Source organism: Pseudomonas sp. NPDC087814, assembly GCF_044742865.1.
Taxonomy (GTDB): Bacteria; Pseudomonadota; Gammaproteobacteria; order Pseudomonadales; family Pseudomonadaceae; genus Aquipseudomonas.
Genome location: NZ_JBIUVK010000007.1, coordinates 188,507 through 199,250, shown reverse-complemented (window position 1 = coordinate 199,250; position 10,744 = coordinate 188,507). Strand labels below are relative to the sequence as shown.

General features: G+C 62.8%; 9 protein-coding genes. 4 read left to right on the top strand and 5 right to left on the bottom strand.

The annotated features are described in order from the left end of the window. Nucleotides 1–157 precede the first annotated feature (157 nt). The 3 genes from ACIOMR_RS08930 to ACIOMR_RS08920 all read right to left on the bottom strand — a co-directional run bounded on the left by ACIOMR_RS08930 (nt 158) and on the right by ACIOMR_RS08920 (nt 4,570). Nucleotides 158–1,858: an aspartate:alanine exchanger family transporter gene (locus ACIOMR_RS08930; protein ID WP_168197511.1), complete on the bottom strand. Its 1,701-nt coding sequence runs from the start codon at nt 1,856–1,858 to the stop codon at nt 158–160. 69 nt (nt 1,859–1,927) lie between these two features. Next, a complete protein-coding gene (locus ACIOMR_RS08925) occupies nt 1,928–3,358 on the bottom strand; it encodes a glutamate decarboxylase (RefSeq protein WP_008436222.1) in 1,431 nt (476 codons plus the stop codon). A 189-nt stretch (nt 3,359–3,547) separates the two neighbouring features. After that, nucleotides 3,548–4,570 (bottom strand): AraC family transcriptional regulator, encoded by a 1,023-nt coding sequence (locus ACIOMR_RS08920; RefSeq protein WP_401193542.1) that lies wholly within the window; start codon nt 4,568–4,570, stop codon nt 3,548–3,550. Between the two features lie 168 nt (nt 4,571–4,738). Here ACIOMR_RS08920 and efeU point away from each other — a divergent pair, with 168 nt between their 5' ends. From efeU to efeO (ACIOMR_RS08900), 4 genes are read left to right on the top strand one after another with little or no spacing between them, the layout of a single operon-like run. Beyond that, nucleotides 4,739–5,587 carry an iron uptake transporter permease EfeU gene (gene efeU / locus ACIOMR_RS08915; RefSeq protein ID WP_003218412.1) on the top strand — a complete coding sequence of 283 codons (849 nt, stop codon included), beginning with the start codon at nt 4,739–4,741 and terminating at the stop codon, nt 5,585–5,587. A 10-nt stretch (nt 5,588–5,597) separates the two neighbouring features. Beyond that, the gene (gene efeO / locus ACIOMR_RS08910; protein WP_401193539.1) at nt 5,598–6,800 is read left to right on the top strand and encodes an iron uptake system protein EfeO; all 1,203 of its coding nucleotides are present in this window, start codon (nt 5,598–5,600) and stop codon (nt 6,798–6,800) included. 14 nt (nt 6,801–6,814) lie between these two features. Then, nucleotides 6,815–8,122, top strand: a complete 1,308-nt coding sequence (gene efeB / locus ACIOMR_RS08905; protein WP_008436218.1) for an iron uptake transporter deferrochelatase/peroxidase subunit — start codon at nt 6,815–6,817, stop codon at nt 8,120–8,122. 27 nt (nt 8,123–8,149) lie between these two features. Next, nucleotides 8,150–8,968, top strand: coding sequence for an iron uptake system protein EfeO (efeO, locus tag ACIOMR_RS08900; protein WP_003218415.1), 819 nt, complete (start codon nt 8,150–8,152; stop codon nt 8,966–8,968). 47 nt (nt 8,969–9,015) lie between these two features. Here the strand turns inward: efeO (ACIOMR_RS08900) and ACIOMR_RS08895 are convergent, their stop codons facing one another. Both ACIOMR_RS08895 and ACIOMR_RS08890 read right to left on the bottom strand, forming a co-directional pair. Next, a complete protein-coding gene (locus ACIOMR_RS08895; RefSeq protein WP_003218416.1) occupies nt 9,016–10,425 on the bottom strand; it encodes an isochorismate synthase in 1,410 nt (469 codons plus the stop codon). Continuing rightward, nucleotides 10,418–10,732 (bottom strand): isochorismate lyase, encoded by a 315-nt coding sequence (locus ACIOMR_RS08890; RefSeq protein WP_003218417.1) that lies wholly within the window; start codon nt 10,730–10,732, stop codon nt 10,418–10,420. Before ACIOMR_RS08890 ends, ACIOMR_RS08895 begins: the two co-directional genes overlap by 8 nt. Nucleotides 10,733–10,744: the final 12 nt, after the last annotated feature.

The following is a 10,744-nucleotide window of genomic DNA, read 5'->3' as shown; positions in this document are numbered from 1 at the left end:
TGCCGGAGTGCGGGCATGCCGAGCCTAAGCGAGGCACCGAGTGGTGGGGCAAAGCGTTTTTTGGTTACTTTTTTAGGCGTTTGTAAAAAAGTGACCCGCTGTAAGAGCGGAACCATAAGCCGCCGTTACCGCAGCAACGGATATGTACCCAATACAGCTACCGCGCCAGCACCATGGCAAAATACCCAAACACCGTGAGCAAAATCCCCGACACCGCATACGCCACCGGAAACCCAATCCACGGCACCGTACTATCAATTTCCTTGGCCGCCTCCCGCGCCGGCCCCGAGTGACTCCGCGCCCCCGCAACACCGCCCATGAGAATCGCCGGGTTGATCTTGAACACATGAAAACCCACAGCCCAAACAATAAACGGTGGAATCGTACAAGCCACGAACCCAAGCAAAAAGATCTTCAACGCAATGATCGCGCTAATCTGCGAAACCAGGTTAGCCCCGGCATTCACCCCCACAATCGCGACAAAGAATATCAACCCCATGTCCTCGAGAATGTTGCGCGCCGCATTCGGCGTATTCCCAAAAAACCGCACCCGCGACACCAGCGACGAGACGATAATCCCCGACACCAGCAACCCGCCCGCATTGCCCAGCCCCACCGCCGCACCGAACGCCGGCACCTGAATCAGCCCGATCAACAACCCCAGCACCATACCCAGCGACAGCGTCAGCAAATCCGTCGCCGTACTCGCCCGCCCCGCCTTGCCCAGCAACGCCGTGGCCTTGTCGATGGCACTGCGCAAGCCAATCAAGTGCATCACATCCAGGCGCTGCAACCGCGTTTCCAGCCCCACCGGAATCGGCGCTCCACCCCGCTCAATCCCCACCAACTGCACCTGCCCGGCAATCGGCGACTGGCTGAATTCCTTGAGCGCCCTGCCCACGGCATCCTTGTGGGTCACCAGAATCACCGCCTCATCCAGCGGTATATTCAACGCCCGGGCATCCGGTACTTCCGGCCCGATCAGGCCCATGTGATCGGTCAGCGCATCCAGGCTGCCGCCCAGGGCGATCACATCGCCGAGTTGCAACACCAGCGTCGGATCAGCCCCCAGCAACTCTTCACCACGCTCGACGTTCTCGATCTGGTACAACGCAAAGCGCTGGCGAAACTGCGCGATGCTCTGCCCCACCAGCTCCGGGTTCACCAGGCGATAGGCCCGCAGGTCAAACGGCCGATACCCACTGAGCCCGGCATCGTCGACGTTCGGCACACCGTGCTCCAGCTCGAATTCCTTGGCCGCCTTGCGCGCATCCACACCCCACCAGCGCGGCAGGTATTTGCAGATCAGGATGATGCCGACCGTGCCCCAGATATAGGTGATGCCGTAAGACAGGGCGATCATCGCGGTGGCCGCCGCCGCAGTGGTGCCCGGTGGCAGCGGCACCACGCCCGAGGTAATCGCCTGTTCGGCGGAGCCAATCGCCGCCGACATGGTTTGCGAACCGGCAAGAATCCCGCCCGCCGCGCCCACCGGCAGGGATAACAGCCGCACGCCGAGCACCACGATACCCAGCCCGAGGAACGAGGACAGGATCGCCAGGAAGGTGAATTTCAGGCCATCACCCTTGAGACTGTTGATGAACGAAGGCCCGACCCGCAGCCCGACGCCGTACATGAACAGGTAATAAAACAGGCTCTTGGTAAAGTTATCGAGTTCGAAATGCACGCCGTAGTAAGACGCCCACGTCGCAATCGCGCAGCCGATCACGATGGCCCCGGCCACCGCGCCCAGGCCATAACCCTTGATGGTGCCGCGCCCGACCCAGACGGACAGGCCAACCACCAGGAACAGCAGGATGTAGGGGTTGTCGTGCAGGAAAGTAAAGAAGGCAGTCACGATGATTCGTACCTGGCGATGCAACGCTAAAGGCACCGGGCCTCGAGGCCCGGTGAGTGTTCAGTGCGTTCAGTCGAGGTTCGGGGTGTCGGCCGGGATGACCGGGTCGGCGATGGCGCCATGGCTGAAGCTGGGGCCCGCGTCGGAATGCTCCACCGGGTTTTTCTGCAGGTGGGCAACGGCCTTGCGCAGGTCTTCCAGCAGCAACGCCACCAGGTCACGGCTCACGCCATGCCGCACCAGGATGCGCTGTACCACGACGTTCTGCCGATCGGACGGCAACGGGTATGACGCGATCTGCCAGCCGCGCATGCGCACGCGCTCCGACAGGTCGTAGAGGCTGAAGCCGTGGTCGACGCCGTCCTTGAGCTTGTAGCAGACCGCCGGCAGCCCATCCTTGCCGTCGTACACCAGTTCCAGCGGGGCAAACTTGGTGATTTCCGAGGCCAGCCATTGCGCCGTGTCGGAGCACGCTTGTTGAATCCGCGTGTAGCCGTCGCGCCCCAGCCGCAGGAAGTTGTAGTACTGGGCAATGATTTCCCCGCCGGGCCGGCTGAAGTTCAGGGCAAAGGTCGCCATGTTGCCGCCCAGGTAGTCGACGTAGAAGATCAACTCTTCCGGCAGGTCTTCGGTGGAGCGCCAGATAACCCAGCCGACGCCCAGCGGCGCCAGGCCGTACTTGTGGCCGGAAGCGTTGATGGATTTGACGCGCTCGATCACAAAATCCCATTGCAGCTCTTGCTGGATGAACGGGGCGATAAACCCACCGCTCGCGGCGTCGACATGGATCGGGATATCCAGGCCGAGGTCACGTTGCATCGAGTCCAGCTCGGCCGCCAGGGCTGCGACCGGTTCGTAGATCCCGGTGAAGGTCACGCCCAGGGTCGCGACGACACCGATGGTGTTTTCGTCGCAATATTCCCGCAGGTCGGCCGGGCGCAGGCCCAATGCGTCACCGCGCAACGGCACTTCGCGAATTTCCACATCGAAATAACGGGCGAATTTCTTCCAGCAGATCTGCACCGGGCCGCACACGAAATTCGGTTTGTCGGTGGGCAGCCCCGCCGCTTCCCGGCGTTTCTTCCAGCTCCACTTCAGTGCCAGGCCGCCAAGCATCGCCGCTTCGCTGGAACCGGTGGTGGAGCAACCCACGGTTTGCCACGACTTCGGCGCGTGCCACAGGTCGGCAATGATGTGCACGCAACGGTTTTCGATCTCGGCCGTCTGCGGGTACTCATCCTTGTCGATCATGTTTTTGTCGAGGGCATCGGCCATCAACTGCTGCACTTCGGGCTCGACCCAAGTGGTGCAGAAGGTCGCCAGGTTTTGCCGGGAATTGCCATCCAGCAGCAGTTCGTCACGCACCAGGTTGTAGGCGGCCGACGGCGTGGTCGAGTGGTCCGGGAGGCGGTACTTGGGCAGTTTGTGCTGGGCGGAGCCACTCGAATAGACGTCTTCGATGGCTTGGTCCTGGGTCTCTACGGTTCTGTGAAGTGCCATGAAATCCTGCTCTTGAATGAGGGAAATGGCGTAGACGTTGATCGCGACAAATGCCGATCAGGCTGCGTCAGGAAACGAACGATGGAGCGGTGGCGCCGAATATCACACGCACGGCGGCGCAGGAAAGTGACCCAGATCATTAAACGCGTGGATAAGCAGGCAAACGTGCCGGGGGTGCCTGGCAGTGACCTACTGGCTCAGTGCTTCGTTCAATATCAGGCTGCGATAGTGCCCGGGGTTGGAGCCCGACCACTTGCGAAACGCCTTGTAGAACGAGCTGGCATCGGCAAACCCCAGGCGGGTGGCGATCTCGGCAAAGCTGATGTCGGAATCGGCCAGCCAGACGATCGCCAACTCCTTGCGCACGCTGTCCTTGAGGCCCTGGTAGGTCTGCCCTTCTTCCGCCAGGCGCCGGCGCAGGGTCGAGGCCGAGATGCACAGGGATGCGGCCAGGCCTTCGGTTTCCGGCCAGGTGTCGGCGGGCATGTGCCGCAGGTCGGTCTTGATGCGGGTGGCAAGGCTGTCCGGGTCGCGGTATTTGACCAGGATGTTGGCCGGCGCATGGGCCAGGAAGCGCTTGAGCTCCTCCGGGCTGCGCTTGATCGGCAGGTCGAGGCAGTCGGCGGAAAAGATCATCCGGGTACGCGGCCGGTCAAAGCGCAGGTTGTCGGAAAACATCACTTGGTAGTCGTCGCAGAAGTCCGGCTGCGGGCAACGCAGTTCAATCGCCAGGATCGGGATCCGGCGCCCCGCCAGCCAGCAGGCGACGCCGTGGACGATCATCCAGTAGGCGAAATAGGTGAAGGCGCGCCTGGGTGCGGGCTCCGGCTCCAACAGTACGATTTCCGCCAGGCTCTGCTGGCGCACCAGTTGCGCCGGCAGGCGCTCGAGCATCAGTGACAAGAACCCCAGGCCGGTTTCCAGCGCAGTGGCCAGGCTCGGTTGTGCCATGGAGGCCCGGCAGAGGAACTCCAGGCTGCCGGATTTGAGCTTGCGCGGGTCCATGCCAAAGAATTCATCGTCCATTCGCCGTGCCAGCAAGCGCCATAAGCGTGCGTAAGCGGTTGCCGGGACGCGTGCGGTTGGCTGGCCCAGCAGTGCCGGCTCAATCCCGACCTTGGTCAACACTTCATCGCTCGCCGCACCCGGCGCGCAGCTCTGCAACAGGGCTTCGCGGACCAGTTGGATAGAAATCGTGTCTTTTTCCGACATGGGGAATGGCGCAATCCGGTGACTGGGACGATGCCGCGCATTCTAGTGTCGGATGCGGTTTGCCACCACCGTTCAGTCAAGGTTCAGTAAAGGTCAATATTCCCTGTTTAGTAATGAGTATCATTATGTTACAACTTAGCATCCTATCTAGTGACGATTCGGTGCCGAATGCTTGTTCCCTTTTTAATCATGCTGCGCGAAGGCATAGAAGCCGCCTTGATCGTTGGCATTATTGCCAGCTATCTCAAGCAAACTGGCCGTGGCCAGTACATGCCCGCAGTGTGGATCGGCGTATTTCTGGCAGCGGCCCTCGCGCTGCTGGTCGGCGGTGGCCTGGAACTGGTGAGTGCCGAATTCCCGCAGAAACAACAGGAACTGTTCGAAGGCATCGTCGGCCTGGTGGCCGTGGGCATTCTCAGCTCCATGGTGTTCTGGATGCGCAAGGTCGCGCGCTCCATCAAGCATTCCCTGCATGAATCCCTCGATCATGCCCTGGCCGGCTCCAAACACCAGGTCACCGCACTGATTGCCATGGTGTTTTTCGCCGTGGCCCGTGAAGGCCTGGAAACCGTGTTCTTCCTGCTGGCCGTGTTCCAGCAAAGCGAAGGTCCGGGCGCGCCGATTGGCGCCCTGCTCGGCCTGATCCTGGCGATCATCGTCGGCTTCCTGATCTACACCGGCAGCATGCGCCTGAACCTCGGTGCGTTCTTCCGCTGGACCGGCCTGTTCATCCTGGTGGTGGCCGCCGGCATCCTCGCCAACTCGGTACAAGCCCTGCACGAAGCCGGGGTATGGAACCACCTGCAAACCGTACTGTTCGATTTCAGCGCGACGCTGCCGATGGATGGCCCGCTGGGCTCGGTGCTGGCCGGCATGTTCGGCTATCAGGACGCCCCGACCATCAGCACCCTCGGTGCCTACCTGATTTACCTGGTGGTGGCCCTGGTGATGTTCTTCCTGCCGGCGCCGCCGAGCAAGCCGGCTACCCGCACAACTTCTTCCGTTTCCAGCCAGTAAGGACCGCCTCTTGTCCAACCAAACCCCTCAACCGGCTCCGCCCTCCCGCGCCTTGCGCTGGGCGGTGGGCGGCTCGGTGGTCGTGATGATCGCCGCCGGTGGCCTGTTCTACTACGCCTCGCAACTGGCCGCCTCCAAACGCCAGGCCAACCACGATGAAATCGCCGTCACCATCCACGCCCACAGCTGCGAGCCGAATGCGCTGACGGTGCCGGCGGGACGGGCCAGCTTCCGCATCATCAACCGCTCGGACCGTGCCGTGGAGTGGGAAATCCTCGACGGCGTGCTGGTGGTCGAAGAGCGCGAAAACATCGCCCCCGGCCTGAGCCAGGTGATCAACGCCAACCTGCTGCCCGGCGACTACCAGATCACCTGCGGCCTGCTGAGCAACCCGCGTGGCACCTTGAAGGTGACACCGACTGCCGAGTCTGACGCCCAAGCCAAGGCCAAGCCGTCGATGGTCGCGTTTATCGGCCCGCTGTCGGAATTCCGCGTGTACCTGAGCAGCCAGGGTAGCGCCCTGGTCAAGGCCGTTACCGCGCTGGACCAAGCCATCGAAGCCGGCGACCTCGCCCAGGCCCAGGCGCTTTACGTACCGGCCCGCGAGGCTTACCAGCGCCTGGCCCCGGCCTCGCAACGCCTGGCGGAACTGGACAACGCGATCAACGCCCGCGCCGACTACTTTGAAAAGCGCGAGCAGGACCCGGCCTTCAGCGGCTTCCACCGTCTCGAATACGGCCTGTTCCAGCAACGCAATCTCGACGGCCTGGCGCCGATTGCCCAGCGCCTGGTCACCGACGTCACCAGCCTCAAGCAACAGCTGCTGGCCCAGTCGCTGCCGCCGGAGCAACTGGTGAGCATCGTGGTGCGCAACCTCAACAGCCTGGCCGACGTACGTGCCGCCAGCGGTGAGGAAGAACGCTACAGCCATACCGACCTCAACGGCTTCGCCGCCAACCTGGACGCCGCCCGCAAAGTGGTCGACCTGATGCGCCCGCTGCTGACCAAATCTGCCGCGCAATTGCTGCCGGGGATCGACGGCGCGATCACCGCCCTCGATGCCGAACTCAACGGTTTGAAAGTCGATGGCCGCTACGCCTCGTATGACAGCGTTACCGCCGATCAGCGCAAGCAGATCGCCGACAAGGCCAAGGCTCTGGCCGTTGCACTCGATGGAATCGACCCCGCCCTTGGCCTTTCCGGCCTGAAGTGAAGACGACCGTAGACATGAGTGATTCAGAACAATTTTCCGCCCAGCGTCGTCGTGTATTGTTGGGTATGGCCGCCACTGGCGCGGCCATTGCCGGCAGCAGCCTGAGCTGCCCGGCAATGGCTGCCAACGCGGCGGCACAAGTGACCACCGCGCCAAGCAGTGAAAAGACCCAGGATCACCACGATTTCCATGGCAAGCACCAGACCGGCATCGTCACTCCGCGCCCGGCCTGCGGCATGCTGGTGGCATTCGACGTATTGGCCAGCGACCGCGAGGACCTGGAGCGGCTGTTCCGCACCCTGAACGAGCGTATCGCGTTCCTGATGACCGGCGGCACCGTGGTGCAAGTCGACCCGAAACTGCCGCCTACCGACTCCGGCATCCTCGGCCCAGTGGTAACACCGGACAACCTGACCATCACCGTATCGGTGGGCGAGTCGCTGTTCGACGAACGCTTCGGCCTGGCCGCGGCCAAGCCCAAGCGCCTAATCCGCATGGTCGGTTTCCCCAACGATGCACTGGAACCGGCGCAGTGCCACGGCGACCTGAGCCTGCAGTTCAGCTCCAACACCCCGGACACCAACATCCACGCCCTGCGCGACATCGTGAAAAACCTGCCGGACCTGCTGCTGGTGCGCTGGAAGCAGGAAGGCAGCGTGCCGCCCCAGGCCCCTGCCCGCCCCGGCGAGCCGGCACAAAGCGCGCGCAACTTCCTAGGTTTTCGCGACGGTTCGGCCAACCCGAACTCCAACGACAACAAGGCGATGGATCAGATTGTGTGGGTCCAGCCAGGCAGCGACGAACCGGCCTGGGCCGCCAATGGCAGCTACCAGGCGGTGCGGATCATCCGCAACTTCGTCGAACGCTGGGACCGCACCCCGCTGCAAGAGCAAGAAAGCATCATTGGCCGGATCAAGACCAGTGGCGCGCCCATGGACGGCCAGAAAGAAACCCAGGTCCCGGACTACAGCAAGGACCCGGAAGGCAAGTTGACCAAGCTCGATGCCCACATCCGCCTGGCCAACCCGCGTACTGCACAGACCCAGGCCAACCTGATCCTGCGCCGGCCGTTCAACTACTCCAACGGCGTCAACAAAAACGGTCAGCTGGACATGGGGCTGTTGTTCATCTGCTATCAGGCTGACCTGGAGAAAGGCTTTATCAGCGTGCAAACCCGGCTCAACGGCGAGCCTCTGGAGGAATACCTGAAGCCGGTTGGCGGCGGTTACTTCTTCACCTTGCCAGGCGTCACCGGGGCCCAGGATTTCATCGGGCGCACGCTGCTTGATGCGACACATCCACAAACCACTGCCAAAACCTAAAACAAACCCCAGAGCGGAAATCGTCCCATGAAGAAGTCGTCTCTCGCATTGTCGTTGTTAATGAGCCTTTCGCCGCTGGCCGCCTTCGCCGCCACCGCGCCGCTGGACCTGGTAGGGCCGGTGTCGGACTACAAGATCTATGTCACCGAAGAAATCGGCGAGCTGGTCACCCAGACCCAGGCGTTCACCGACGCCGTGAAAAAAGGCGACCTGGCGACCGCCAAGAAGCTGTACGCGCCAACCCGTGTGCACTATGAGTCGATCGAGCCGATCGCCGAACTGTTCAGCGATCTCGACGCCTCCATCGACTCCCGCGTGGACGACCACGAGAAAGGCGTGAAAGCCGAAGACTTCACCGGCTTCCACCGCATCGAGTACAGCCTGTTCTCCGAGAACACCACCAAAGGCCTCGACGCCCTGGCGGACAAGCTCAACAGCGACGTACTGGACCTGAAAACCCGCGTGGACGGCCTGACCTTCCCGCCGGAAAAAGTCGTCGGTGGCGCTGCTGCCCTGCTGGAAGAAGTGGCCGCGACGAAGATCTCCGGTGAAGAAGACCGCTACAGCCACACCGACCTGTATGACTTCCAGGGCAACATCGACGGCGCGAAGAAAATCGTCGACCTGTTCCGTCCGCAGATCGAGAAGCAAGACAAGGCCTTCGTTGCCAAAGTCGACAAGAACTTCGCCACCGTGGACAAGATCCTGGCCAAGTACAAAACCAAGGATGGCGGTTTCGAGACCTACGACAAGGTCAAGGAAGCCGACCGCAAAGCCCTGGTTGGCCCGGTCAATACCCTGGCGGAAGACCTGTCCACACTGCGTGGCAAGCTTGGCTTGAACTGATCCAGACGCTGCATGCTCTCGCCCGGCCTGCCGGGCGAGAGCCTTCCTCAGGCTGACGCCACCTGCACTCCGTCCGAAGGCCGCAAGGCATCGCGGATAGTCCGCAGCTTCAAGCACGTTTCCTCGTACTCACTCCCGGGATCCGACTCGGCGACAATGCCGCAGCCGGCGAACAGGTGCGCCTCACAGCCTCTGATCAACGCCGAGCGCAACGCCACGGCAAATTCACCATCACCCTGCGCATTCATCCAGCCCACTGGCGCTGCGTACCAGCCACGGTCGAGCTGCTCGTGCTCTCGGATATAGGCCATCGCCTCACGTCGCGGCAAGCCACCCACCGCCGGCGTCGGGTGCAGGGCCTGCACCAGTTGCAGCAATTGCACCTGGGGATGCAAGCGGCCCATCACCGGCGTCAACAGGTGCTGCACGTTGGCCAGCCGGTGCAACTGCGGCTGGCTGGCAATGTCGAGCATCGCGCAATAGGGCTGCAATGCTTCGCGCAGGGTTTGAACCACCAGGGTGTGTTCGTGGCGGTCCTTGGGGCTGTCCATCAAGGCCTGGCCAAGTTCGGCATCGTGCTGCTCGTGACGACCACGCGGGCAAGTACCGGCCAACGCCACCGTGTTCAGCGTGCCACGAGTCACCCGCACCAGCCGCTCCGGCGTTGCGCCGAGAAAGCAGCTGTCACCACGGCTGAACGCAAACAGGTACGCCTGGGGATAGGCCGCCTTGAGGTTTTCCAGCAGCGGGCCACAGGGGATCGTCCGTGAGGTGGTCAACCGCACTTCGCGGGCCAGCACCACCTTGCGCAGGTCGCCGGCGTTGATGCGCTGCACGGCCGTCGCCACGGTGTCTTGCCATTGCTGCGCGCTGATGGTGTTTTCGTCGCTCGGTGTGCCGAGGGGAATCTCCTGGCGTGGCGCACTGGCGTAGCGGGACAGAAGCAACGTCCACTGGGTTTCCAGGCTCTGGGCGCAACGCACCGCGTCCGCCCCGGGCTCCAGCCACTGGCTGAAGATCACATGATGTTGCTCGGCTTCCCGCAGCAGCAGGATGCGCGGCAGCACCAGGGAGGTGGCGGCGAATGACTGCCATTTGAGCGAGCGTGGGCCCTTCGGGTCAAACGCAAAGCCGCCACACAGCAACGGCTGGCGCGGCCCCACTTGATGGGCCTGGCTGAGCAACGCCTGCCACGCCAGGGCACTGGCGTTGAAGCGGTCATCGGCCCCGGGGCTGATTTCCTCGGTACAACCAAAGCCGGCCATGGCCAGTGCGCCCCGGTCACTTGACCAGAACAGGCTTTGCCCGAGTACCTGGCGGTTGGCGGCAAATAACCGCAGCGGGTCCAGGCGCTCCGAGGCCAGGCTGAACACCACCAGCACTGCGCCGCCCTTCTCGCGCGCCAGGCGTTCGCCCTCGGTCAGCGCCTGAAGCAATCCCGGCAGACGTTCACTCATGCTCCGCTCCTTGATGCTGCTGGCGCCAGTGGCGCACTTGCTGGTCGATATTCCATTGGATGATCTGCGCAAACAGCGGGACCACGAACATCGGGTCCAACCCTTCGCGCTCGGCCCAGCGGCGGCGATGGGGCAGCATGGCGGCCACCCGCTCGGGGGCGGCGATGCTGGCTTCGTCAGGCTTGAACTGCGCCGCAGCTTTCACATAGGCCAACCGCTGGCCGAGAGCGCGGATGATCTGTTCGTCCAACGTGTCGATACCCAGGCGGACGTCTTCCAGCCCGCTGCACTGCTCAGGTGTTTTCATAGGATTCTCCGG

What these genes read in the sequence shown, in the direction of transcription:
- ACIOMR_RS08925 (WP_008436222.1), bottom strand. Translation starts at nt 3,358, where the DNA reads ATGGCACTTCACAGAACCGTAGAGACCCAGGACCAAGCCATCGAAGAC.
- ACIOMR_RS08920 (WP_401193542.1), bottom strand. Translation starts at nt 4,570, where the DNA reads ATGTCGGAAAAAGACACGATTTCTATCCAACTGGTCCGCGAAGCCCTG.
- efeU (WP_003218412.1), top strand. Translation starts at nt 4,739, where the DNA reads ATGCTTGTTCCCTTTTTAATCATGCTGCGCGAAGGCATAGAAGCCGCC.
- efeB (WP_008436218.1), top strand. Translation starts at nt 6,815, where the DNA reads ATGAGTGATTCAGAACAATTTTCCGCCCAGCGTCGTCGTGTATTGTTG.
- efeO (WP_003218415.1), top strand. Translation starts at nt 8,150, where the DNA reads ATGAAGAAGTCGTCTCTCGCATTGTCGTTGTTAATGAGCCTTTCGCCG.
- ACIOMR_RS08895 (WP_003218416.1), bottom strand. Translation starts at nt 10,425, where the DNA reads ATGAGTGAACGTCTGCCGGGATTGCTTCAGGCGCTGACCGAGGGCGAA.
- ACIOMR_RS08890 (WP_003218417.1), bottom strand. Translation starts at nt 10,732, where the DNA reads ATGAAAACACCTGAGCAGTGCAGCGGGCTGGAAGACGTCCGCCTGGGT.